Raw genomic sequence first — 25191 nt, forward strand, 5'->3', positions numbered from 1 at the left:
CAGCACCCCAGTTAGCTATCCGTGATCGGTCATTTACAAAGGGCAATTGATGTTGTGTCTCGGATGCAGAGCGTAGGTCGTGAATCGACCGTGGTCTACGTGCCGAGGGGTCTTTCTGGGTTGACATGGAAGTGTGACGCTGTTGTCGATGACGGCCTATTGCTCTAAACGGGTTACGGCTGGTCCATTTGGAAGGGATTAGCCGCGATACATATTGCGCACAAAACCGACACGCCGGCCCGATGCCTTGCCCGGTCGGTCGTCCGGGCGGACGATCGGCCGCAACGCGGAGCGGTGGATCCGTGCGTTGCCAAGCGCTCCGGGTCCCCGCCGGGACGTGTGGGTGTCCGCCCCGGTGCTGGGCAACTGAATTCGGTCGAGCAGTTGAACACCGGGTTGCTGTTTCCATGATCGCCGAAACAAGGCGGGCGGCGCGCGCGGTGCGTATTTGTCCACTTTCGACGTTCGGAGGAGGTGTCCGGTGCGGATGGGTGTGGTCGGGGCGGGAGTGGCCGGCGCGGTGCTGGCCTGGCGGGTGCGGCAGCTGTCGCCGCAGATCAGGGTGGACGTGTACGGCGGGCGGCCGGGCGCGCCGGACGCGTCCGGCGTGTCAGGTGGACTGGTCCGTGGCTTCGAGTCGACGCGGGCGGCCACCCGGCTCGCTGTGGACAGTCTCACCGAGTTACGGGACGACCCCGTTCTGCTTGCGGCGGCTGGATACCAGGAGACCGGATCGGTGTATCTGCTGTCACCGGGATGCGACCCGACGGCGTCGCTACAGGTGATCAACGAGTCACTGCCCGGGTCGGCCACCGTGTTCCCGGTTGACGAACTACGCCGCCGTTATCCGTTCCGCGGCCTGGCGGCGGACACGATCGCTGTGGTGGAGCGGCATGCCGGCCACCTGTCACCGGAACGGCTGCGAACGGTGCTGCTGGCCGAGTCGGGTGCCGTGGTCCGAGCCGAGCTGGTGCAGCGGGTGGATCCGGCGCCGTCCGTGCGGCTGGCCGGCGGCGAGACCGTGGGTTACGACGTGGTCGTGGTGGCTGCCGGCGCGTGGACACCGGGCCTGTTGGCCGCCAGCGGTCTGCCCGCCGAAGGGCTGACCACGAAGCAGATCCAGTACTCGGTCCATCCGGCCCGGCTGCCGGGGCTCGGCTCGTTCGTCGACGACGTCACCGGTCTGTACGGCCGCCCGGTCGACGACGGGTTCCTGCTCGGCCTGCCCTGCGACCGGTGGGACGTGGACCCGGCCGACGTCCACCCGGACGCCGACCTGGTGCGGCAGGTGACCGACCAGGCCGGCCGGCGGCTCGACGGGTGGCTCGCGCCGCCGGTCCGTACGGTCGCCGCGACCGACTGCTATCACGTCACTCCAGGCCTGCGGTTGCGTGAAACCGTTGGGGGAGAGGCGCTTTTCACGTTCACGGGCGGTTCCGGCGGTGCCGCCAAGTCCGTGCTGGCGGCCACCCGGATCGCCGCGACAGACCTGCTGTGTGACCGCTTTCCGTTGCACAGTGGCGAATCCGAGGGCGCTCGGGTTGGCTCCGGCCATGGTCCTGCAGCGCATTGAAGCCCAGCAGTTGATTCCCGGCCGCGGCGAACCGATCCGTGACGCCGTGGTGGTCCTGGACGACGGCGAGATCAGTTACGCCGGCCCGGCCGCGACCGCCCCCGCCCGGAACAGCACTTCAGAGAACACCGTCCGGGCGCACACCGTGATGCCCGGCCTATGGGACTGTCACGCCCACTTCATGGGCCTGCGGTCCGCCGACTTCTCCTTGCTCCCGCAGGAAGGGGTCGCGCTCCGTGCCGCGCGATGCGTACCGGACGCGCGCGCCGCGTTGAACGCCGGCGTCACGTCGGTACGCGAAATGGGTGGCCTCGGTATCCATCTGGTGCACGCCATCGAAGAGGGCACGGTCGAAGGCCCGTCGGTGTACTCCGCGGGCAGCGCGCTGTCCGCCACCGGCGGGCACGGCGACCTGCACTGCTACCCGGTGCCCTGGGTCACCGACTTCGCGCACATGGGCGGCGAGCTGCGGCTGGCCGACGGCCCGGCCGAACTCGCCAAGGCCACCCGCGAGCAGCTGCGGCGCAACGCCAAAGTGATCAAGGTGTTCGCGTCCGGCGGTGTGCTGTCCGAAGTGGACCACCCGATCCACCAGCAGCTGACCGACGCCGAGCTGCGCACGGTCGTCGAGGTCGCGGGCATGGCCGACCGCGTGGTCGCGGCGCACTGCCACGGCAAGCCCGGCATGATGGCCGCACTTGAGGCCGGTGTACGCACCATCGAGCACGGCACGTACCTCGACGAAGAGGTGGCCGCGGCGATGCGGGAGACCGGGGCGATCCTGGTGCCGACCCGGACCGTCATGGTCGAGCTGCTGGACAGCAAGCTGCTGCCGGAGTTCGCGGCGAACAAGCTGGCCGCGGTCGTCGGGATCCACGCCGACGCCATCGCGCTGGCCCACTCGCTGGGCGTGCGGGTGGCCGCGGGTACCGACATCGGGATGAGCGGCTCGGACCTGCCGTCCTCGTGGGGCCGCAACGGCCGGGAACTGGCGCTGCTGGTCGAGGTGGGATTCTCGGCGCTGGAGGCGATCGAGGCGGCGACCGCGACCGGCCCGGACACCCTGGGCCCGCAGGCCCCCCGCTCCGGCCAGCTGCTGCCCGGTTACGACGCCGACGTGCTCACGCTGGACGCGGACCCGTTGGCCGACATCACCGTGATCGCCGATCCCACGCGCATCACCGGCGTCTGGAAGGCCGGCGTCCGGGTCAAGGGGACCTCATGAACCAGCAGGACCTGACCGCCGCGATCGACCGGGAGATGCCCGGTGTCCGCGCTGACCTGGAACGACTGGTCCGGGTCCCGGGCATCGCGTTCCCCGGCTTCGACCACTCCCATGTGGACCGTTCCGCGGACGCCGTCGCCGAAGTGCTGCGGAGCTGCGGTCTGGACGTGGAGATCGTCCGGGCGGGCGGCCAGCCGGCCGTCATCGGCCGCCGTCCCGCGCCGCCGGGCGCGCCGACTGTGCTGTTGTACGCGCACCATGACGTCCAGCCTGTCGGTGATCTTGAGCTGTGGGAGAGTGACCCGTTCGAGCCGGTGGAGCGGGACGGCCGCCTGTACGGCCGGGGCGCCGCCGACGACAAGGCCGGTCTGATGGCGCATGTCGCCGCGATCCGTGCCCTCGGCGACTCGCTCCCGGTCGGGGTGGTCGTGTTCGTCGAAGGCGAGGAGGAAGCGGGCTCCGACTCACTGGACGAACTGCTGCGCCAGCACCGCGACAAGCTGCGGCCCGACCTCGTGGTGATCGTCGACTCCGCCAACTGGGACGTCGGCGTCCCGGCCTTGACCACTTCCTTGCGGGGCGTCTTCAACTGTGTCGTCGAGGTACGGACCCTGGAGTCCGCCATCCACAGTGGACTTTTCGGTGGCCCGGTGCCGGACGCGCTGACCGCGTTGGCGCGTCTGCTGGCGACCATGCATGACGACACGGGTGACGTGGTCGTCGAAGGCCTGGTCACGAACGACGGGCCCGACCTGGACATCCCCGAAGAGCGGTTGCGCGCTGAGGCCGGCATGCTCGACGGTGTCCGGTTGATCGGCAGCGGCCCGGTGGTGGGGCGGATCTCCGCCAAGCCCGCGATCTCGGTCATCGGCCTGGACGCGCCGAGCACGCGGGAAGCCGCCAACGCGCTGGTCCCCGTGGCACGGGCCAAGGTGAGCGTCCGGATCGCGCCCGGCGACGACACCGAGAAGGCGTTCGAGGCGGTCAAAGCACACTTCGAGGTGCACAGGCCGTGGGGTGTGTCGCTCACCGTCGAGCCCGCGGGCAGCGGGCCGCCCTGTGTGATCGACACGTCAAGCCCACACTATGAGGTGGTCCGCGAGGCACTGCGGACCGCGTGGGACGGGGTGGACGCGGTCGACATCGGCCTGGGTGGCTCGGTCCCGGCGATCGCCGCGTTCCAGACGGTGTTCCCGGACGCCACGATCGTGGTGACCGGCGTGGAGGACCCGCACACGCGCGCGCACGGTCCCAACGAAAGCCTGCACCTGGGCGAGTTCCGTCGGGTGTGCCTGGCGGAGGCCCTGCTGCTGGCGGGGCTCGGCTGACCGTGCAGGCGTTCCGGCTGCTCGGGCCGCTGGAGTTCTTCGACGGCGGCCACTGGGCGCAGATCGCGGCGGCCAAGCAGCGAGCCCTGCTGGCGGTCCTACTGATCAACGCGAACCACTCGGTGTCGGTCGACCAGCTGGTCGCCGAACTGTGGGGCGAACGGCCCCCGGCCAGTGCCGGCGGGCTGCTCGCCGGGTACGTGTGGCGGTTGCGCCGCGGGCTCGGCGACCCGGACGGCCGCGTCCTGGCCACCCGGGCACCCGGCTACCAGCTCGTGACCCCGGCGGGGTCGGTCGACGTGCACGAGTACGAGGCCAAGGTCGCGGCCGGCCGGCGCAGCCTGGCCGACGGCGATCTGGCCGCCGGCGCGGACACGTTGTCGGAGGCGCTGGGGATGTGGCGCGGCGCCCCGCTGTCGGACGTGGCGCTGGTCCCGTCCGTGCTGGCCGAGTCGGCCCGGCTGGAGGAGGCGCGGCTGGCCGTGGTGGAGGCGCGGATCGGCGCCGAGATCGGCCTCGGCCGGCACGAGGCCCTGCTGCCCGAGCTGAAGCTGATGGTGTCCCAGTTCCCGTTGCGGGAACGGCTGCACGCGCACCTGATGGTGGCCCTGTACCGGACCGGGCAGCAGGCCGAAGCGCTTGGCGCGTACCGGGACCTGCGCCAGCTGCTCATCGACGAGCTGGGCATCGAACCGAGCAAACCGTTGCGGGAGTTGCAAGGACGGATCCTGCACGAGGACCCGTCACTGGTGGAGACGTCGGGGTCACCGGCGAAGGGGGTACTCCGGCTGGCTGTTCCCCGGGCCCTGCCGCCGGATGTCCCGGTGTTCGTCGGCCGGTCGGCGGAGGTGGACCTGATCGCCGACCGGCTCGGCGCCCAGCGGCACTGCGGGATCCACGGGATGGCGGGGGTGGGCAAGACTACCTTGGCCGTGCACGCCGCCCACCGCGTCGCCGGCCGGTTCCCGGACGGGCAGGTGTACTTGGACCTCGGCGCCACCGGAACCCCGCTCAAGCCGGTGGACGCGATCGGCCGGCTGCTCACCGCGTTGGCCGTGCCCGCACAGGACATTCCGTCCGATGAGGACCGTGGCGCGGCCGTCCTGCGGACCGTGTTGGCCGGTCGGCGCGTACTGTTGGTGCTGGACAACGTGCTTGACACCGACCAGGTCCGTGGTCTGTTGCCGTCGACGCCGGGATCCGCCGTGATCCTCGTCGGCCGGTCGGCGCCCACCTTGGTCGACGGCGCCGGGCTCGTGCGCCTGAACCGGTTGCCCGCCGAAGCGGCGATCGAGTTGTTGCGCCGGTACGCCGGCGCCGAGCGGGTCGACGCCGACCCCGAAGCCGCCGCCCGGATGGCCGGGCTCTGTGACTACCTGCCCCTGGCCCTGCGGATCGCCGCGACCCGGCTCGCCCAGCGTCCGGAGTGGACAGTGGGCGACTTCGCCGAGTGGCTGGCCGATCCGCGGCGCCGGCTGTCCGCGCTCGCGTGTCACGGCCTGAGCGTGGCGGAAAGCCTGCGCGCGGGTGTCCGAATACTCGGTGACTCGGGCCACGCGTTGGCGTTGCTTGGTGAGCTGGATCTGCCTGTGCTGCATACCGACGCGTTCAGCGTCCTGCTCGACGAACCCGACGACATCGCTGAGCGGACCGCGGAACGGTTGGTGGACGCGGGATTCGTCGAAACACTGAGCTTCGGCAGCTACCGGGTGCCCGATCTGGTTCGCCTGTTCGCCCTGACCAGCGCGAACACCAGCGGTCAAACCTCGAAACATCAGCGGTACATCGGCTGCGATGAAGGTCGAAACGTGGACGCAGCCCCGATCGTGCGGAGACATCAATGAGCGAAACCGTGCTCGACCTGGACGCCACCATCGCCCAGTACGCCACCTTTTCCTTCGACGACGAGACACCCCTGTTGGACGTCGGCCTGGAGTCGCTGGCGCTCCTGCGGTTGGCCGTGGAGGTGGCCACGGACGACGACGCGGAGATCGACGCCACCCGGCTGGTCGACCTGCGTACGGTCGCCGACCTCAAAGGCTGGCTGACCGACCTGAGTGGAGGCACTCGATGACTGCGCAAATGCTCGATCCTGCAAGCAGATCTTCGGTGCTGAAGCTCACCGAGTCACAAAAAGGACTGCTCGTGGTGGACGGCCTGGTGCCGACCCGCGAGATCTACAACCAGGTGGGCCGGTTCGACATCGACCCGTCGATCCCGGCGGAGACCGTGGCGGACGCCGTCCTGGCCCTGATCACCGTGCAGCCCGCGATCCGGCAGACCTTCAGCCGGTTCCCGGAGCTGCACGGCGTGCTCAACGAGCCGCCGGCCCGCGCCGACCTGCCGCTGGACGTGGTGGAAGCCACTCCCGAGTCCTTTGAGGACGAGGTGCTGGCCAGTGCGGTCCGGATCGGCCGGCCGCCGTTCGACCTGGAGGCCGGGCCGTGCTACCGGTTCAGCTACGTCCGGCGGACCGACGGCGGGGACTCGGCGCTGCTGTTCTGCTCGCACCACGTGGTGTGCGACGGCGTCTCGATCCCACCGGTCGTCCGTGACCTCGAAGCGGCGCTGACCGGGAAGCTGGTCGGCGAGGCGGTCGACAAACTGCGCGCGACCCGTGAGTCCTCGTTCCTGAAGGAGTTGCGCGCCCAGGACCGCGCGTCCACCGACGAGCAGCTGGGCGACCGCGCCAAGGTCTGGGCCGAGCAACTGCGGGACGTGCCGCCGCTGGTGATCAACCCGAAGCCGAACCGCCCGGTGGAGACCGCGTTCAGCGGCGGCCGGGTGGAGTGGCACCTCAGCGACGCGGACAACGAGCTGTTCCGGGAGACGTGCAAGCGACTCGGTGTGAGCCCGTTCGTCCTGTTCACCTCGATCTACGGCGCGGCGGTCGCACGGCACGGCGCCGTGTCGACGGTCCTGGTCGGCAGCCCGTTCATGGCAAGGCGCACGATCGGCGCGTTCGACCTGTGCGGATTCTTCGTCAACACGTTGCCGGTCACGGTCGACGTGGACTGGAACCGGACGTTCGACGAGCACGCCGGCAAGGTCGTCCGCGCCTCGGTCGACCACTGTCGCTCCAATGTGGACATCGCGTTCACGCAACTGGTGGCGCACGCCCAGCCGGACCGCACGACCAACCGCAACCCGTTGTTCTCGTGCATGCTCGCCATGCAGGACACTGTGGAACTCAAGTCCGGCAACGCCGTACGCGGTGTGCGTGAACCTGGCAACGGCACGGCCAAGTTCGACCTGTGGCTCGGTTGCACGCCGATCGACGGCCGGTGGCTGCTGGAACTGGAGTACGACCGCGAACTGGTCTCCCCGGCGGTGGCCGACGGCCTGCTCGACTCGATCCGGACGGCGCTGCGGCGCGCTCTGGCCGACGGCTCCCGAACGATCGCGGACCTGTTCACCGACTCGTCCGGGGCGGCGAGCCTGCGTACCGACGGATACCCCGCCCGGGTACCGGCGGCGACGCTCACCGAATGGCTGTCGGCCAGTGCCGAGCGGCACGCCGACGCCATCGCGATCGAGGAACCCGCCGGCCGGATGAGCTACCGCGAACTGGCGGACGCGGCCCGTAAGGCGGCCGAAGGGCTGTCCCGGGCGGGTGTCGCGGCCGGTGACGTGGTCGGGCTGTGCGTGGACTCGTTGAGCGAGGTCACGATCGCGATCCTGGCGATCCTCCGGTGCGGCGCCGCGTACCTGCCCTTGGAGGCGGGCCTGCCGGTCGACCGGCTGGCGTACATGGTCCGCCAGGCGGGGTGTCGGGCCGTCATCGGCGACGCCGGGGAGTTGGACGGCGTGGCCGCGTTGCGATTGGCGGATCTGATGGCGGACGGGGTGGCCGCGCCGGCCATCGCCGCGCCGGACGCGGGCCGCCCGGCCTACGTGACGTACACGTCCGGTTCCACGGGCCTGCCCAAAGGTGTGCAGATGGGCCAGGGCCCGTTGGCGAACCTCAGTGGGTGGCAGATCTCCGCGTTGGAGATGGGCGCGCACACCCGGTTCCTGCAGTACGCGCCACTCGGGTTCGACGTGTCGTTCCAGGAGATCGTTCCGACGCTCGCCGCCGGTGGCACGGTCGTGTCCCGTGAGCCCGCCGACCGGCGGGACTTCCCCGCGTTAGTCCGTCGGGTCGCCGAGACCCGTGTGACGCACATCTATCTGCCAGTGGCCGCGTTGCGTCCGTTCGTGCAGAGCGCGCTCACGCGTAAGACGCTGTTCCCGGCGCTGCGGTACTTGTGCGTGTCCGGTGAGCAGTTGATGGTCGACGACGAGACCCGCCGATTCTTCGACGCCCACCCGCATTGTGTGCTGGTCAACCTGTACGGCCCGACCGAGACGCACGCGGTGACCACCCACCGACTGTCCACAGCGGACTCGGCGTGGACCGCGCACGTGCCGATCGGCCTGCCACTGGCGGGGGTCGCGGCGTACGTCGCCGACGTGACCGGGCACCTCGCCCCGGCCGGTGTCCCCGGTGAGCTGTACCTGGGCGGCGCCTGCCCGGCCGACGGGTACGTCAACGATCCGGAGCGGAGCTCCGCTCGGTTTGTCCCGGACCGGTTCGCCGGTGTGTACGGCGCTGTCATGTACCGCACCGGCGACCTGGTGATGCGGGACGAGCGAGGCGCGTTGGTGTTCCTCGGCCGCGACGACACCCAGGTGAAGATCCGCGGCTACCGGATCGAACTCGGCGAGATCGAGTCCGCCGCCAACACACTTCCGGGTGTCATCCAGGCGGTCGCGGCGGCACACGGCGAAGGCGCAGAGCGCGAACTGCTGTTGTTCCTGCTCACCGACAACCCCATCGACGACGTCGGCGACCGGCTGGCCGAGCGGCTGCCGTCGTACATGGTGCCGGCGCGGATCTTCGACATCGAGAAGGTGCCGACCACCGGGTCCGGCAAGACCGACCGGGACGCCCTGGTCGAGCTGGCCAAGGAGCGGATGGCCGAGCAGAACGCGTCGTCCGCCGTCACCACCGACTACCTGGACGACCTGGAGCGCGAACTGGCCGAGATCTGGGCCGGACTGCTTGGGGTGGACGGGATTCCGCGCGACCGGCCAGTGCTCGCGTACGGCGCGCACTCGCTCAACATCTTCACCGCGTTGGCCCAGGTCCAGCAGCAGTACGGGGTGGCCGCGCCGGTCGTGGACTTCTTCCGGTCACCGACCATCGCCACGTTGGCCGACCTGGTCCGGGCGGGGGTGTCGGCATGAGCCCGCAACTCGGTCGCCTGATCCCGTTGATGCGCGGCAAGGACAAGCCGACCTGCCTGATGATTCCCGGGGCCGGCGGCGGACTGGCGCCGTACCTGCGGCTCGCCGGCTTCCTCGGGCAGACCTACAACGTGTACGCGGTGCGCGCGGCCGGCCTGGTGCCGGACGAGCCACCGGAGACCAGCGTGCAGGCGATGACGGACGGCGTGCTCACCGCGCTCGACTCGTTGGTGCCGGACGTGGTGTTCGGCTGGTCGATGGGCGGCACCATCGCGTGGGAGGTGTGCGTCGCGCTCGCCGCACACCAGCCGCGTCTGGTGATGATCGACTGTTCCCCGTTCCGGCTGCCGCACAATCCGGCCCGCGACGAGGCCACCCTGCGTCGAATCGTGGGGATGCTGGGTACTCGGCCGGACGAGAACACGTTGGCCCGGGTCACACAGACGTTCCACGCCCACGTCAAGGCGTTGACGGACTTCGAGACCTCCCGGCGGTACGACGGCCCGGCGCAGTTGTTGGTCTGCACCGGGGAAAGTGACCTGGTCGACCGCGCCTCGGCGATCGAACGCTGGCAGTCGCTCGCGCCCGACCTGCGGCTGGGGACCGTGCCCACGGACCACTTCGGTGTGTTCGAGCCCGAGCACCTGCCCCGGCTCACCGAGCCGATCGGGGAGTTCCTCGAAATGCCCGCGGGGGTGGCGGGATGAGGGAACAGGTTGCCGTCGTCAGCGGCGGCACGCGCGGTATCGGGCTGGCCCTGAGCCGTCGCCTGGTCAAGCTCGGCCACCGGGTCGTCGCCCTGTACCGCGGCGACGACACCGGGGCGGCGGCCGCGGCGACCGAGTTGGGCCCGATGCTTCGCGTCCTGCGCGCTGACGTCGGCGACCCGGCGGCGGTCGCCGAGGTGGGGGAACAGGTCCTGGCTTCGTATGGCCCGCCGCAGGTGCTGGTTAACAATGCCGGCCGCAACGTCGACCGGCCGTTCCTCCAGATGGACGTCGACGACTGGCGCCAGGTGATCGACACCAACCTCAACGGCGCCTTCTACCTCACCAAGGCGTTCGCGCCGGCCATGACCGAAGGCTCGATCGTGAACATCGGTGCAACCACAGGGATCCGCCCGCGCCTCAACGGCGCCAACTACTGCGCCAGCAAAGCCGGACTCCTGCAGCTCACCAAGTGCCTGGCCCTGGAACTGGCGCCCCGGATCCGGGTGAACTGCCTGATCCCCGGCATGACCAGAACGCCCGAGCTGACCACCCGGTTTCATCTGGACGACCCGGCCGCGCTGGCGAAAGTGCTCGGCGAGATCCCCCTGGCCCGGCTCGGCACCGCCGACGACGTGGCCGACGCCCTGGAGTTCCTGATCGGCCCCGGCGGCGCGTACGTGACCGGCCAGAAGCTGATCGTCGACGGAGGGCAGTACATGTGGTAGCGGACATTTTGGCGCTGGCTGAGCAAGCGCGGGCGAAAGCGCCCGCGCCCGGCGATGACCGGTACACGGTCTACTGCGAAGCGCTCGCCGAGTACCTGGAGAAGGACTGGGACCGTGTCCTGCAGGCCAACGCCGAAGACCTGGCCCGAGCGACGCAACGCGGCCTGCCGCCGGCGTTGCTGGACCGGCTCAGCCTGGGCGAGAACCACCTGCGTCAGCTCGTGGCGCTCGCCCAGGAGGTCGGCGCGGCGCTGCCGTCGGTGACCTCACCGCAGGAGGCGTCACAGGCATTGGGAACCGCGCGAATCCGGCGGATCCCGAAGCCGCTCGGTGTGCTCCTGATGATCTACGAGGCCCGGCCGACCGTGACCATCGAGGGCGCGCTGCTGCCGGTGGCCGTCGGCAACGTGACGATTCTGCGTGGTGGCACGGAAATGGCCGCGACAAGCGCCGCGTTGGGCGAGATCGCGGCCGAGGCCACGGCTGCGGCGGGACTGCCGGACGGCATGGTCCAGGTGTTGACGGACGGCGACCGGGCCGTGGTGCGGGAGCTGCTCAAGCGACACGAGGTGATCGACGCGTTGATCCCCCGCGGCAGCCCGTCGCTGATCGAGCACTGCCGGACCACGTCGACGATCCCGGTCATCGCCAGCGGCGGTGGTGTGAACCACCTGTACGTCGACGCGGACGTCGATCTCGACCTGGCGGCGCGGATCGCGGTGGACAGCAAGCTCGCCGAGCCGACCGCCTGCAACACGTTGGAAATGGTGTTGGCGCACAAGGAGATTGCCGCGAAGTTCGTGGCAGCGCTGACCGGCTTGAACTCCGGGATGACGCTGCGGACGGATCCGGCGTTGGGTGGGGACGAACCTCTTGAGCCGCACGACAATGGCCGGGAGTTCCTGGACCGGACCCTGGGTGTGCGCGTGGTGTCCGGATTGGACGAAGCGGTCGGGCACATCCGCCGGTACGGCTCGCGGCACACCGAAGGCGTGGTCGCGACCCGGCGTGAGGTTGTGGACGCGTTCCTGCGGGCGGTGGACGCTGCGGCGCTGGTGGTGAACGGATCGCTGCGGCTGCACGACGGTCCGACCATGCGGCTCGGTCCGGAACTGTCCATCAGCACCGGACGGTTGCACGTGCGCGGCCCGGTGGGGTTGGCCGCGTTGCTCACCTACAGCTGGGGAATCGAAGGCAACGGCACACTACGAGGGGAGGGGGCGCGATGACTCGCAGGGACGAGGTGAGTCTCGCGGTGCGGCGGATCGTGCTACTGGAGTCCCGGTTGTCGGTGGACCCGGCGGAGATCACCGAGGTCGAGCCGCTCAACGGCCGGCTGTTGAAGATCAGCTCGCTCGGTTTCCTCGGCATGCTGGTGCGGCTGGAGGACGAACTGGACGTGACGCTGCCGGACAACCTGTTCGTGAACCGGACGTTCACCACCGTCGCCGACCTGGTCGACGTGATCGCCGGGGAGGTCCGGTGAACGCCTGGCGCAGTGTCCTGCCGCACCTGGGATACGACCTGCCGCCCGACCTGAGCCCGCCGAACACCACCGGTCCCGTCACCACGCAACTGCCGCTGGAACTGGTGCGCCAAAGCGTGTCGAAGCGGGAGTGGTGGCCGATTCCGGAGCCGGTGGCGGAGCTGTACCGGCAGTACCGGCCGACGCCGCTATGGCGGGCGACCCGGTTCGAGGCCGAAGTGGGCGCCAAGGTCCCGATCTACGTGAAGTACGAAGGCGGGAACCTGTCCGGCAGCCACAAGCTGACCACCGCACTGGCTCAGGCGCACTACTACAAGCAGGCGGGTGTCCGTGAGCTGGTGACGGGCACCGGCGCCGGCCAGTGGGGTACCGCGCTGGCGGCGGCGTGCGCGGCCTTTGGCTTGTCCTGCACGGTGTTCATGGTCGACAAGAGCCTGCGGGCGAAGCCGTACCGAGGCAGCCTGATGCGTCTGCTGGGCGCCGAGCTGCACGCCAGCCCGAGCCGGTTGACCGAGGTCGGAGTTCGTGGCGAGCAGGGCAACAGCCTCGCGTTGGCCATCGGCGAGGCCGTCGAGTACGCCCGGCAGGCCCCGGATCGCGCGTTCTGTATCGGCAGTGGCGAGACGTACAGCATCCTGCACCAGTCGGTGATCGGCCTGGAGGCGGCGGCGCAGCTGGACGGGCCGGTGGACCACGTGATCGGCTGTGTCGGCGCCGGGTCGAACTTCGGTGGGCTCGCCCTGCCGTTCTTCGCTCGGCACCAGGCCGGCGAAGCCGAACTGCCGACCCTGCTCGCGGTCGAGTCCACCGCGACACCCAAGCTGTCCCAGGGGGTTTACGCCTACGACGCCACGGATGCCACCGGAACCGGGCCAATGGAGGCGATGTACACGATCGGCGCCGGGTTCACCATCCCCGGTTCGCACTCCGCCGGGCTGCGGTTCCACGCGGCGGCCAAGGTCCTGTCCGCGATGCGTCACCACGGTCAGATCGAGGCCACAGCCGTCGGCCAACGGGAGGCGTTGGAGGCTGGGCGGCGGTTCGCGTTGTCCGAACTCTGCCTGCCCGCGCCGGAATCCGGACATGCGCTCGCAGCGGCGGCGTCCGTCGCGAGTGGACAGTCTCGACGCGGGGTCCTGGTGTGTGTCAGCGGGCATGGGTTGTTGGACCTGTCCGCGTACGACGACCTGCTGGCCGGCTCGATCGAGAACGCACCCGCCGACGCCGAGGCGTTGCGGGCGGCGACGGCCGCGCTTCGGCCGGTCGCCTTCGACCTGACGGGGGTGAGATGAATGAGCGTCCTGGAGACCAGGGACCAGCTGTGGTCGCCGGTTCTGGAAACGCTGTCCGCGCAAGCGCTTGACTGTATCCAAACTGGACTGTCCGCAGTGGTCGACCGGTTCTGTGGCGCGGGTGCGCACGTGGTGTTGGGCGCGCGCCAGGAGTTCGTGCCCAGGATCGAAGCGGGTCGCCCGCCGACCCTGGAGCCACCGGTTGACAAGCGGCTCGCCGAGGCACGCGAACTCGCTGGCCTGCACGTGACCGACCGTCGGGACGGCCTGGACGGGCCGGCACTGCGCCGGTTCGCCGACGAGGCCGGACCGCTGTACGTGCTGTCCGACACGTTCACCATGTCCTGGACGCCGTATCGCGGCCAACGCCACATGGACCACAGCTACCTGCTGATCGGGTCGGGCGACCGGTACGCCGTCGTCGACCCGTACCACAACGACACCCAGTGGGGCCCGGCCCGGCCGGGTGTGTGGCGGTTGTCCAGCGCCGACCTGGATGCGGCGGTCGGCACGGGCGCGTCGGCGATGGTGATCAGCGCGGACGGCCTGCCAGACATCGACCCCACCGCCATCCTGGCGGACAATGCGCGTAACCTCGCCGCCGCGTTGGACATCGCCGGGTACGTCGCGCACGTCAGGTCCGGTTTGGACAGTGTGGCGGCGATCGAGTCGCTGGTTCTGGACATCTGGATCCTGGGGCGGTCCCGGCTGCTGCACGCGGCCTGGCTGGACACTGTTCCAGGGATTCCAGCGGACGAGGTCCGGCGCCAGGCCGACGAGTGGCTCCGGCTGGCCGCCCAGTCCTACCTGGGCTTGCGCCGGGCCATCCGCGGCGAGCCGGTGCCGCCGTCGATCCTTGACCGGTTCGAGGAACTCCTCGCCGAGGACGTCGAGGTCGCCGGTCGGCTCGCTGTCCGCGCGGCGGTTGTCGACGCGGTACGAACCGTCATGCGGGTCGACGACGTGTCGGTGACCTTCCGGGCGATGCCCGACTTCAGCTCGTTCCGCCTGGTCGACATTATCGAGCGGGTCGAGTCGCGGCTGGACCTCACCCTGGACGCCGAGGACCTGACCCTGGAGTCGTTGCACGACACCGATTCGCTGACCCACCTGTTCGTCACGGCCGCGGGGAGGGTCCGCCAGTGAACGCGCTTCTGCACGACCTGCTCGACCGTGCCCCGGGAACCCGTCCGGCGGTCGGGCACGGCGACAACGTGGAGACCTACCGGGCGGTCGTCGCCGCGAGCCGCGATGTCGCCCGCCATCTCACGAGTCACGGTGTCCAGCGAGGGGACCGAGTCATCGTCGCGGTGGCGCCGGACGTTCTCGTGCCCGGCTTGCTGTACGGATGCTCACGAGTCGGCGCCGCGTTCTGCGTCTTCGGTGAACAAGCCCCAGCACCTGCCTACGCGCACGTTCTCGACGACGCCGAACCTGCGCTCGTCATCACAGAAAACGCTGACCTGCGGAAACTGGCAGCGGATCGCGGAATCACGTGCCTGTCCCTCGCCGATCTGCGCGTTCCGCCGCCAGATGTGGACCTGCCGGCCGGGCCGATCCCGGTCGACCCGGCGTGCCTGATCTACACCTCAGGGAGCACGGGCCTGCCCAAAGCGGTCGTGTCGACCCACGCCCAGATGACGTTCGCGGTCACGGCGATCCAGTCGCAACTCGGCTACCTGCGCGACGACGTGGTGTTCTGCGCCCTGCCGTTGTCCTTCGACTACGGGATGTACCAGATCTTCCTGGCCACGGTCGCCGGCGCCCGCATCCAACTCGCCACCGCGGCCGACGCCGGCCCACGGCTCCTCGCCGAGTTGCACCGGTACCGCGCGACCGTCCTGCCCGCGGTGCCAGGGATGGCGAACGCGCTGGCCAGGCTGATGTCCCGGCCGACCGCCCAACCGCCGTCGTTACGCCTGATGACCAACACCGGATCGGCCATGCCCGACGGGGTGCTGCGCGTTCTGCGGGACCGGATCCCGACCCTCGGCATCCAGCTGATGTTCGGCCTGACCGAGTGCAAGCGCACCACGATCATGCCGATCGACGGCGACCTGCGCCGGCCCGGCTCGTCCGGTCGCGCGCTGCCCGGCACCGAGGTCTTCGCGATCGACCCCGACGGCCGCCGGTTGCCGGCCGGTGAGGTCGGCGAACTGGTGGTGCGGGGGCCGCACGTGATGGCCGGTTACTGGCGCCGGCCCGAGCTGACCGCGCAACGGTTCCCGCGCGTCAACGGACTGTTCCCGGAACTGCGCACGGGCGACCACGGCTGGCTGGACGACGACGGTTTCCTCTACTTCGTGGGTCGTCGTGACGACCTGTACAAGGAGCGCGGCTTCCGGGTCAGCGCCATCGAAGTCGCCGCCGCTGCCACCCGCCTGGACGGTGTGGAGGCCGCCGCGGTCGTCCCGCCAGGCGGGGACCGTGAGACGGCGATGCTGGTCGTGGTCACCGAACTCGCCCCGAACGAGGTGCTCACCCTGCTGCGTAACGAGCTTGAGGACTTCAAGGTCCCGGGGGAGTGCCTGGTCGTCGAGCAGATCCCGGTGACCCGCAACGGAAAAGTCGACCGGGCAGCCCTGGCGCGGGTGACCCATGTTTGAGACCCCGGCCTACGTCTACGACCTGGACGAACTCCGCCGCAGTCACGCGCTGTTGAGGCAGGCGCTGCCGTCGCCTTCGGAGTTGTTCTACTCGTTCAAGGCCAACCCGCATCCGCTGGTCGTCTCGACGCTGCGGGACGCCGGCTGCCGGGCCGAGGTCTGCTCGCCCGGCGAGCTGGCCACCGCCCTGGAAGCCGGTTTCCCGGTGGAGGACATCCTCTACACCGGGCCGGGCAAGCGCGACCGGGACGTCGTCGACGCGGTGAAGGCCGGCGTCACCTGGTTCTCGGTCGACTCGCCGCACGGGTTGGCGCAGGTCAGGCGGCTGGCCGGGAGTCTCGTCCGATGCCTGCTGCGGGTCAACGACACCACGCCGGCACCCGGTCAGGGGCTGACCATGACCGGCGTCGCGTCCCAGTTCGGCGCCGATCTCGACTGGATACTGGCCGCACCCAAGCTGTTTCAGGACATCGCCGGGCTGCACCTGTACATGGGCACCAACGTGTCCGAAGAGGACTCGTTGGTGGCCCAGTTCGAGCAGTCGATCCGGACCGCGCGACGGGTGGCCGACCGGGTGGGAACCGACCTGGAGGTGCTCGACCTGGGCGGCGGGTTCGCGGCGCCGTTCGCCCGCGCCGGAACACTGCCGACGTACCCGACCCTCGCCGAACGGGTGGCGGCCATCCTGGACCGGGAGTTCCCTGGCTGGCGCGCCGGCAGCCCACGGATCGCGTTCGAGTCCGGCCGGTATCTGACCGCCACCTGCGGCACCCTGGTGACCCGCGCGCTGGACGTGAAGATGTCCCAGGACACGCACATCTACGTCCTCGAATCGGGCATCAACCACCTCGGCGGCATGTCCGGCCTGCGCCGACTGCCGCCGGTGGTGCCGACCCTGCTGTCCGACAGGCCCTCGGTGACCCCCGCGATCGTCGCCGGGCCGCTGTGCACGCCACTCGACACCTGGGGCCGGGGCGTGACGGCGCCAGATGTGCGGCCGGGGGATCTGGTGCGGGTGCCCAACGTGGGCGCTTACGGACTGTCCGCGAGCCTGCTGGCTTTTCTCGGCCATCCCGCGCCGGTCGAGGTCGTCGTCGACGGCGGCCGGATCGCGCACACCTCCCGACTGACTTTGCACCGGACGCCGCTTTCGGCGGAACAGGAGTGATGCCATGGACCCCGAATTCACCGTGATGCTGCGGCCGTTCCTGAAGTACGCCGGCGACCAGGAGCTGACCGAGTCGTCGCGGCTGCGCGACCTCGGACTGGACTCGATGCAGGCGATCGAGCTGCTGTTCGCGGTCGAGGACAACTTCGGCGTGATGATCCCGGACGACAAGCTCGTCGACTCGACGTTCGAGACCGTGGGCGGGCTGTGGGCCGAAGTGGCCCAGCTGCGCCGGGAGCCGTCATGACCGCCGACGTGCTCTTCCCCGCGGAGGCGGCATCATGACCGCCGTCCTGCCGGGCATCGCCGACGTTCTGGACACGACCGCGCGCTACGCGGAACGCTCCGACGCGGAAGCCATGTTTCCGACAGAAGCGCTCGATTCCTTGCGGGCCAGTGGCTTGCTCGGGCTGTGTGTGCCAGTTGAGTACGGCGGTCGTGGCGGAAGCCTTGGCGACGTGGTCGACGTGACCATGCGGCTGTCCCGTGTGGACATGTCGGTCGGGATGATCTTCGCGATGCACTGCCAGCAGGTGGTAACGCTCGTCCGGTACGCCAGCCCGAAGCTGCGCGACGAGCTGTTGCCCGCGTTGGGCCGTGGCGATCTGTACCTCGCGTCGGTGACGACCGAGCGCGGCAAGGGCGGTCACCTGTTGACGTCCGAGTCGCCGGTGGTCGCCGGCGGCGGGCAGTTGCGGATCGACCGGGACGCCCCGATCGTCACCGGCGGCACCCATGCCGACGGCTTCCTGATCACCACGCTCGCCCCGGACGCCACCGCGCCGACCCAGGTGTCACTGGTCTACGCCACGCGCGACCAGTTGGACCTGACCGTCACTGGCGGCTGGCAGCCGATGGGCATGCGGGCGACGTACAGCGTTCCGATGCGGCTGACCGGGTCGGTGCCGTCGGATCAGGTGATCGGCGAGCCCGGCGGATTCCGGTCGATCGTCGCCGAACTGTTCGGACCGATGGCGCATCTGGGCTGGTCAGCTGCGTGGCTGGGGACCGCGGCCGGTGCGCTGTCGCGTGTCCTTCGACTGATGCGTACCCCCGAGGGGCGGCGGCAGTTCGACATGAAGTCCGAGCTGCTGCTCACCCGGCTGGCCAAGATCCGGGCCCGGCTCGACACCGTACACGCCCTGCTACGCCACACATTGTATACTGTAAACGATACGGCCGACATGTCCGCCCCGCCGGTGCAGCTGTTGATCAACACGCTGAAGATCCAGGCGGCCGAGCAGTGTTTCGCGGCCGTCAACGACCTGGTGGAACTGGTCGGGCTGCGGCACGGCTACCTGCGCACGTCCCCGCTGTACCTGGAGCGCGCGTTGCGTGACCTGCGGTCGGCGTCGCTGAACTACGCCAACGACCGGCTGTACCTCGTCAACGGGTCGCTGGCCGCGTTGGACCAGGAGGTGCGCCTTGGCTGACGCGGACACCCGGGAGGTCTGGCGCGCCCTGGGACGGGACGGCCTGCTGGACGAGGCTAATGTCGACAGTCTTCTGTATACATTAGATGCTAGGCACCCGGTCGGCACGGTTCTCTCGGTGTGTGTACAGATCGCCACGGCGTTGCCGATCCTGCGTGCGGCACCGGACACCGAGCCCGTGATCAAGGCACGTGACGCGGCTCAGCGCGGTGAGGCGATGCTCGCGTTGGCGGTCACCGACAGCGCCGCGTCGGGTTCCGACCTGATGTCCCTGGGCACCACAGCCGCACTGACCGACGACACCGTGCGGATCAACGGCGGAAAGTCCTGGATCACCAACGCCTGCACCGCCGACTACGCTCTCGTGCTCGCACGGCACCGGCCACAGCACCACTTCACCAGCTTCCTGTGGGTGCTGGTGCCCACCGGCGCGCCGGGGGTGCACACGGAGCGCGCCGGTGGGCGGCTGTTCGACGGCTCCGGCCTGGGACACCTGCGGTTCGACGACGTGGTGCTGGACCGTGACCACCTGCTCGGCCCGCCAGGTCGCGGCCTGCCCACCTTCGCCCGGCACGTGGCCACCGAACGGATCGTCGGCTGGCACTGGGCTCGGGCCATCTGCCGACGAGTGCTGACCGACACGTATCAACGGTTGAACGCGCGCGGGCTATGGGGCAACGACGCGATCCGCGCCCGCTTCGCCCGGTGCCTGGTGGAGTTGCGACGGCTGGACGGGATGGCCGCTGACAACGACCCGTTGTCGAGCATGCTCCTGAAGGCCGCCACCGCGGAAAGCCTCGATCTGGTGCTCACCGAGTGCGTCCAACTCCAAGGCGCCGACGCCTTCCGCCCCGACGGTCCTGCCGCGTTGCGCGCCGAGACGGCGATGTTCGGCATCGCCGGTGGCGCGAGCGGGGCAATGCTCAGCGGTATCGCGGAGCACGCCGCAGGTCTGCTGGGGATCACGCCATGAGGTCCGTGCGGGTGGCGGTCGCGCCAAAGGCTCCGCAAGTGGGGGAGTCGGCGGCGGCGAGGAAGTTGTTGTGCCGGTTGATAGCCAGCCCGGCGACAGTCGTGAACGGGCCCAACGGTCGGCCTTTCCTGCCGGGCCGGCTTGATCTCTCCATCAGCCTGTCCCACTCCGGTGAGTGGGTGGCGGCCGCGGTCGGTGTCGGCGTGGACGTGGGGGTGGACGTCCAGGTCCCCGAGCGGGCGACCGACGGCCTGATCCGTCGGTGTTGCACCAGTGAGACAGGTGTAGCACTCGCCGGGATGGCCGATCGGGACGTGGAGTTCGCCTGGATCTGGACGGCGCAGGAGGCGTGTGTCAAGGCCACGGGTCAGGGCCTGGCCGGACTGCCGTGGCGGATCCCGGTCGACGTCGGCCAGCGGGCCGGGACCTGGCAGGGGGTCCGCTGGGTGTCGTTGCGGGGACGCAGTCCGGTCCCGGCCAGTTGCGCGTACCGGGAGATGTCATGACGGTCGAGCCGAGAAGGCATGAGCGGTTCGCCGGACTGTCCTGCTATACCGCGAACCTGGCCGGCTACCTGGACACCGAGATGTCCGATGTGGACTCGCACGTGGCCAGGTCGGTCCGGCTGGCGGTTCGGCTGGAGGGTGATCGGCTGCAGTTCTCGCACCATCGGTACCCGCTGGACCTGATGCCGGACGGCACCCGGCTGCGGTACGCGACGCTGCCGCCGCGCGCCGCGCTGGTGAGCCTGATCGGTGAACTGAGCCGTCAGGGCCGAGTCCTGGTGGTCACCGACGGATCCCGTCTGCCGTGGTCGCCGTCGCGGCAACAAGGCGCCATAGCACCACATTGGCTCCTCGTGACCGGGCGCAGCGGCGATTCGTGGCACGTGGTCGACAGTTTCGCGGGCTTGCTGCCCGCCGGGGAGCAGCGCCCGTACGTGGGGTGGCTCTCCACCGCGCAGTTGACCGACGCCATGGTGCTGCCCGCCGGATGGTCGGCCGAGCAGCACACCCGCAACAGCCTCGCGTTCGGATTCCCGGTGCCGGTACCGGTTCCCGTCGGTCCACTGTGGCTTCGGCGGGTCGCGGGCGCGCCGGCGCCGGGGGCGCTGGACGACGGCTGGCTGGTCGGTGCCGAGCACGTGCTGCCGTTCCTGGCCGACCACCTCGCCGATTCCCCGCAGATGGCCGAACGGCACCTGGACGACCTGTGGGCCGCCGCCGCCCACCGGGTCTTCCGGTACCGGTGGCTGGCCGCGCGCTCCACCGAGCCCGAACAGGGATACACGGAAGCCGTGTCCGCGTGGACCCAACTGCCCAGTGCCCTGCGGTTCGCGGTCGACTCGGCCCGCCGTGGCCGGGCCCGGCCGACGCTGCTGCGCCAGACCTTCCGGCACCTCCTCGAGATCGAACCCACCGAAGACCAGATCCTCACCGCATCGCGAAGGGAAGCACGATGACCACTCTCTACGACCTGTTCCGCACCTCGGTGGAGCGCCATGGCGGCAACACCGCCATCGAGGTCACCGGCCAGACGATGACCTACGACGAGCTGAACGCGGCCGTCGAGCGGATGGCGGCGCGGATCATGCACGCCGCCGGTGGCCTGCCCACCCGCGTGGGCCTGCTGACCTCGCGCAGCCCCGCGACCTACGTCGGCTACCTGGCCATCCACCGGCTCGGCGCCGCTGTCGTGCCGCTCAACCAGGGCGCCCCGGTGGCCCGGAACCTGGCCATCACCAAGGACGCCGGCCTCGATCTGACCATTGTGGACGACACGGCCGGCAACCAGCTGCCGGCGTACCCGCAGCAGGCCGGCATCCCGGTGCTGGATCTCACCGAGCAACGGGACCACGCCCCGGATGGCATCCGGTTGCCCGCGTTGAACCACGACCCGGACAGCGTCGCGTACATCATCTACACGTCAGGGTCGACCGGGAAGCCGAAGGGCGTGCCGACCACGCACGGCAACATCACGTCGTTGCTGAAGGACATGTTCCCGCGCTTCGGGTTCGACTCGACCTGCCGGGTCTCGCAGACCTTCGAGCTGTTCTTCGACGGCTCGGTGGCCGAGCTGTTCACCAGCTGGGGCAACGGCGCCACCCTGTGCGTCGCCCAGCACAGCGACGTGTTCGCGCCGGTCCGGTTCGTCAACGAGAAGCGGCTGACGCACTGGATGTCGGTCCCGTCGATCATCTCGTTCGCCCGACGGCTGCGCGCGCTCGCGCCGGGCAGCATGCCGACGCTGCGGCGGGCCATGTTCGGCGGCGAGCAGCTCACCATGGAACAGGTGGAGGCGTGGCAGGTGGCCGCGCCGAACGGGATCATCGACAACTGCTTCGGCCCGACCGAGCTGACGGTCATCTGCTCCGCGTACGCCGTGCCCACGGACCCTTCGCTCGTGCCGAAGACGTCCAACACCTCCATGCCGATCGGCGACATCTTCCCGCACCTGGAGCACGTCCTGGTGGACGAGGACCTGATGCCGTGCGAGCACGGCGAGCTGTGCGTGCGCGGCCCGCAACGGTTCCCCGGCTACCTGGACGCGAGTGAGAACGTCGGCCGGTTCGTGTCCTTTGTGGATGGTGTGGGTCGACTGTACGACGGCGACGAACCGTTGACCAAGGAACACTACTACCGCACCGGCGACCGGGTCCGGCGGGAAAGCGGCCAGCTGGTCCACCTCGGCCGGATCGACGACCAGGTCAAGGTCCGCGGCAACCGGATCGAGCTGGGCGAGATCGAGTCCGTGCTGCGCCGCCACCCGGCGATCACCGAGGTCGTCGTGATCACCGTGAAGGCCGACGACGGCGAGGCCGACCTGCACGCGGTGTACGCGGGCGACCCGCTGTCCGACGACCACCTCGCCGACCTCGTCGCCGACCTGCCGATCTACATGCGGCCGCGCAGCTACCACCACCGCGACGGAATCCCGTTGGCGCCCAACGGGAAGGTCGACCGCAAGCGGCTGGCCGCGGACATCATGCCGCTGGTCGGCTGAGAGGACAAGCAATGACGCAGGCTGTCAAGACACTTCCCCGGGCGGTTCCCGCCAGCGCCATGATGGAGGCGCTGTGGTGGGTGCACCACCGGGCGAAGAACAAGTCCGTCTACAACCTGACCTGGCGACTGGCGTGCGACAAGGCACTGGACCCGGCCGCGCTGGCGGTCGCGTGGCAGGCGTTGGCCGACCGGCACGAGGCGTTGCGGGGCACCCTGCACCAGCGGGACGGCGCCATCGAACTGGCCATCGCCGACCACGTCGAGACCGAGCCGGAGTGGGTCACGATCGACGACCCGGGCTCGGTCCCCGCGACTGAGTTGATCCGGCTGATCGCCGAGGAGATCCACAGCCGGTCGTTCGACCTGGACCAGGCGCCGCTCGCCCGGCTCACCTCGGTGACCGTCGGGGACGAGCGGGAACTGCTCGTCACGTTCCAGCACGCGCTCGTCGACGGGTGGGCCGTGCAACTGTTGATGGCGGACTTCTCGACCGCCTATGTGGCCGCTGTCAACGGGAAACCGCCCGTGTTCGACACCGAGCCGCCGTCGTTGCGGGAGTATGTCGTGGAGTCCCAGGCCGCCCGCACGGACGGCCGCTGGGACACCAGCGTCAAGTACTGGCGGGACGTGCTGGACGGCGCGGTGACCACCACGGTCGTCGCCGACCACCACCGGTACACCGGGACCGGCGGCAAGGGCGAGATGCTCCGGTTCGCGCTCAGTGACGACGCTGTCGACGGCATCGCGGCCTTGGCGAAGCAGTACTTCACCACGCCGTTCGTCATCGTCCTCGCGGCCTTTCAGGCGACACTGGGGCACGGCGGGGGCGGTCCGGACGTGTGCACGGGTGTGGTCACCGCGAACCGGATGACCCAGCAGGAACAGGCGCTCGTCGGGTACACGGCGAACCTGATGCTCGCCAGGACGAGGGTGTCCGGCGACGAGAGCTTCGGCGACGTGATCGAGCGGGTCCGGGATGACATGTGGGCCTCGCTGGCGCACCAGGCCGTGCCGTTCCCGGTCGTGTACGGCGGTCTCACCGAGACCGCGCAGACCCGGCTGCGGGACGCGATCCCGATGCTGCTCAACTATCTCGGCCCGATCGGCAACGACCTGAGCCTCGGCGATGTCGGCCTGCACATGCGGCTGGCACCGAACCGGGCGGCGCGGACCGACATGGGCATCGGGATACTGGAGACTGACGACGGCTACCTGATCGACTGTGAATACAATTCCGGCCGTTACGAGCGGGAGACCGCGCTGCGCCTGTTCCACGACATGGACGCGGTGCTGTCGGCCGGTGGGGCGGACTCGAATGTCCGAATGTCAACATTCGACATTCGGACAAAAACCGGGCCGGCGTACGTCGAACACCAGCTGACCCCGGCGGACATCGGCGCCACCGAGATGCCCAAGTCGGCCGCGCTCGACCAGGTGCGGCGGGCCTGGACGGAGGTCCTGGGCACCGGTCCGGCCGGCCCGGACGAGGACTTCTTCGCCACCGGCGGCCGGTCGCTCAAAGTGGTCCAGCTGATGTCCACGATCGAGGCGGAGACCGGTGTCGCGCTGGACGTGGCCCGGTGGCTCACCGAACCGACGCCGCGCCGGGCCGCCGACCAGATCTCCGCCGAGGACACGGGTGCCGACGGGACACTGATCGAGTTGCGTGCCGGCACCGGCGGCCCACACGTGCACCTGCTGCAAGGCGCCGGTGGCAGCGTGCAGGACTACCGTGACCTGACCGCCGCGCTGCCCGCGGACTGGCGGATCACGGTGTCCCAGGAGCGGACGCCGATGACGTCCGTGCCAGAGATGGCCCAGGTGTTCCGCGCCGACCTGGACGGCCGGCCGGACCTGCTGGTGGGCTGGTCGATGGGCGGGCAGGTCGCGTTCGAGATGGCCGCCGCGTACCCGGGTGTGCCGGTGGCCGCGATCGACTCGACCCCGCCGCTGGGCTACGAACCCGGCGACGACTTCGACGAACTGGTCTACGACACGTTCGCCGCGGCCATGGCCGGTTCGCTCGGCGCGACCCTGGACGGCTCACCCGCCCGGACGTCCGCGGGTGACCCGGAGCTGGCCATGGCCGTCCTCGCCGCCCACCTGACCGCGGCGGCCGGCCAGCCGGTGTCCACCGCGATGCTGCTGGACCGGTGGACAACCTTCCGCCGGCACACCGTGGCGGCCACGTCGTACGCCAGCCAGCACCGCCTGGGCGGCCCGGCGTTGATCGTCGGCGCGGACCTGGCGGACTACCAACTCGACCAGTGGTCCGAGCAGTTCACCCGGCCGCCGACCCGGCTGCGGGTCGCGGCGGACCACTACAGCCTGCTCAAGCCACCGGCCATCACCGAGATCGCGGCAGCGATCACCCGGCTCCGGCAGCAAAAGTGAAGACGAGACCGACCAGGAAGACCCGCGCGGCCCAGCCGCGCGGG

General features: G+C 69.9%; 21 protein-coding genes. All 21 read left to right on the plus strand.

Annotated elements, in window-relative coordinates; translation table 11 throughout:
• Nucleotides 1–487: 487 nt before the first annotated feature.
• Genes EV192_RS15670 through EV192_RS15770 form a run of 21 tightly spaced genes read left to right on the plus strand, consistent with a single transcriptional unit; the run spans nucleotide 488 to nucleotide 25147 of the window.
• Nucleotides 488–1573, plus strand: a complete 1086-nt coding sequence (locus tag EV192_RS15670) for an NAD(P)/FAD-dependent oxidoreductase (protein ID WP_243726911.1) — start codon at nucleotides 488–490, stop codon at nucleotides 1571–1573.
• Nucleotides 1518–2798 carry a metal-dependent hydrolase family protein gene (locus EV192_RS15675; RefSeq protein ID WP_243726864.1) on the plus strand — a complete coding sequence of 427 codons (1281 nt, stop codon included), beginning with the start codon at nucleotides 1518–1520 and terminating at the stop codon, nucleotides 2796–2798. The genes EV192_RS15670 and EV192_RS15675 overlap by 56 nt, the downstream gene beginning before the upstream one ends.
• Nucleotides 2795–4126: a dipeptidase gene (locus EV192_RS15680; protein WP_132115853.1), complete on the plus strand. Its 1332-nt coding sequence runs from the start codon at nucleotides 2795–2797 to the stop codon at nucleotides 4124–4126. The genes EV192_RS15675 and EV192_RS15680 overlap by 4 nt, the downstream gene beginning before the upstream one ends.
• On the plus strand, nucleotides 4087–5970 hold the full coding sequence (locus EV192_RS15685; protein WP_132115855.1) for an AfsR/SARP family transcriptional regulator: 1884 nt from the start codon (nucleotides 4087–4089) through the stop codon (nucleotides 5968–5970). Before EV192_RS15680 ends, EV192_RS15685 begins: the two co-directional genes overlap by 40 nt.
• Complete coding sequence (locus tag EV192_RS15690) at nucleotides 5967–6200, plus strand: acyl carrier protein (RefSeq protein WP_132115857.1); 234 nt, start codon at nucleotides 5967–5969, stop codon at nucleotides 6198–6200. The genes EV192_RS15685 and EV192_RS15690 overlap by 4 nt, the downstream gene beginning before the upstream one ends.
• Nucleotides 6197–9355, plus strand: a complete 3159-nt coding sequence (locus tag EV192_RS15695) for a non-ribosomal peptide synthetase (protein ID WP_132115859.1) — start codon at nucleotides 6197–6199, stop codon at nucleotides 9353–9355. The genes EV192_RS15690 and EV192_RS15695 overlap by 4 nt, the downstream gene beginning before the upstream one ends.
• Complete coding sequence (locus EV192_RS15700) at nucleotides 9352–10062, plus strand: alpha/beta fold hydrolase (protein ID WP_132115861.1); 711 nt, start codon at nucleotides 9352–9354, stop codon at nucleotides 10060–10062. The genes EV192_RS15695 and EV192_RS15700 overlap by 4 nt, the downstream gene beginning before the upstream one ends.
• A complete protein-coding gene (locus EV192_RS15705) occupies nucleotides 10059–10790 on the plus strand; it encodes an SDR family NAD(P)-dependent oxidoreductase (protein WP_132115863.1) in 732 nt (243 codons plus the stop codon). The genes EV192_RS15700 and EV192_RS15705 overlap by 4 nt, the downstream gene beginning before the upstream one ends.
• Nucleotides 10784–12019, plus strand: a complete 1236-nt coding sequence (locus EV192_RS15710) for a glutamate-5-semialdehyde dehydrogenase (RefSeq protein WP_132115865.1) — start codon at nucleotides 10784–10786, stop codon at nucleotides 12017–12019. Before EV192_RS15705 ends, EV192_RS15710 begins: the two co-directional genes overlap by 7 nt.
• The gene (locus EV192_RS15715) at nucleotides 12016–12276 is read left to right on the plus strand and encodes an acyl carrier protein (RefSeq protein ID WP_132115867.1); all 261 of its coding nucleotides are present in this window, start codon (nucleotides 12016–12018) and stop codon (nucleotides 12274–12276) included. The genes EV192_RS15710 and EV192_RS15715 overlap by 4 nt, the downstream gene beginning before the upstream one ends.
• Nucleotides 12273–13568, plus strand: a complete 1296-nt coding sequence (locus EV192_RS15720; RefSeq protein ID WP_132115869.1) for a TrpB-like pyridoxal phosphate-dependent enzyme — start codon at nucleotides 12273–12275, stop codon at nucleotides 13566–13568. Before EV192_RS15715 ends, EV192_RS15720 begins: the two co-directional genes overlap by 4 nt.
• The gene (locus EV192_RS15725; protein ID WP_132115871.1) at nucleotides 13569–14714 is read left to right on the plus strand and encodes an acyl carrier protein; all 1146 of its coding nucleotides are present in this window, start codon (nucleotides 13569–13571) and stop codon (nucleotides 14712–14714) included.
• Nucleotides 14711–16174: a class I adenylate-forming enzyme family protein gene (locus tag EV192_RS15730; protein WP_132115873.1), complete on the plus strand. Its 1464-nt coding sequence runs from the start codon at nucleotides 14711–14713 to the stop codon at nucleotides 16172–16174. The genes EV192_RS15725 and EV192_RS15730 overlap by 4 nt, the downstream gene beginning before the upstream one ends.
• Nucleotides 16167–17342: a type III PLP-dependent enzyme domain-containing protein gene (locus tag EV192_RS15735; RefSeq protein WP_132115875.1), complete on the plus strand. Its 1176-nt coding sequence runs from the start codon at nucleotides 16167–16169 to the stop codon at nucleotides 17340–17342. Before EV192_RS15730 ends, EV192_RS15735 begins: the two co-directional genes overlap by 8 nt.
• 4 nt (nucleotides 17343–17346) lie before the next feature.
• Entirely contained in the window at nucleotides 17347–17589 is a 243-nt protein-coding gene (locus tag EV192_RS15740) for an acyl carrier protein (protein ID WP_132115877.1), read from the plus strand.
• A gap of 34 nt (nucleotides 17590–17623) precedes the next feature.
• Nucleotides 17624–18775 (plus strand): acyl-CoA dehydrogenase family protein, encoded by a 1152-nt coding sequence (locus EV192_RS15745; RefSeq protein WP_132115879.1) that lies wholly within the window; start codon nucleotides 17624–17626, stop codon nucleotides 18773–18775.
• A complete protein-coding gene (locus tag EV192_RS15750; protein ID WP_132115881.1) occupies nucleotides 18768–19748 on the plus strand; it encodes an acyl-CoA dehydrogenase family protein in 981 nt (326 codons plus the stop codon). The genes EV192_RS15745 and EV192_RS15750 overlap by 8 nt, the downstream gene beginning before the upstream one ends.
• Complete coding sequence (locus tag EV192_RS15755) at nucleotides 19745–20254, plus strand: 4'-phosphopantetheinyl transferase family protein (RefSeq protein WP_132115883.1); 510 nt, start codon at nucleotides 19745–19747, stop codon at nucleotides 20252–20254. Before EV192_RS15750 ends, EV192_RS15755 begins: the two co-directional genes overlap by 4 nt.
• Nucleotides 20251–21210, plus strand: a complete 960-nt coding sequence (locus tag EV192_RS15760; protein ID WP_132115885.1) for a hypothetical protein — start codon at nucleotides 20251–20253, stop codon at nucleotides 21208–21210. The genes EV192_RS15755 and EV192_RS15760 overlap by 4 nt, the downstream gene beginning before the upstream one ends.
• Nucleotides 21207–22751 carry an AMP-binding protein gene (locus tag EV192_RS15765; protein ID WP_132115887.1) on the plus strand — a complete coding sequence of 515 codons (1545 nt, stop codon included), beginning with the start codon at nucleotides 21207–21209 and terminating at the stop codon, nucleotides 22749–22751. The genes EV192_RS15760 and EV192_RS15765 overlap by 4 nt, the downstream gene beginning before the upstream one ends.
• Nucleotides 22752–22762: 11 nt before the next feature.
• Nucleotides 22763–25147 carry a condensation domain-containing protein gene (locus EV192_RS15770; RefSeq protein ID WP_132115889.1) on the plus strand — a complete coding sequence of 795 codons (2385 nt, stop codon included), beginning with the start codon at nucleotides 22763–22765 and terminating at the stop codon, nucleotides 25145–25147.
• Nucleotides 25148–25191: the final 44 nt, after the last annotated feature.

Source organism: Actinocrispum wychmicini, assembly GCF_004345645.1.
GTDB lineage: Bacteria > Actinomycetota > Actinomycetes > Mycobacteriales > Pseudonocardiaceae > Kibdelosporangium > Kibdelosporangium wychmicini.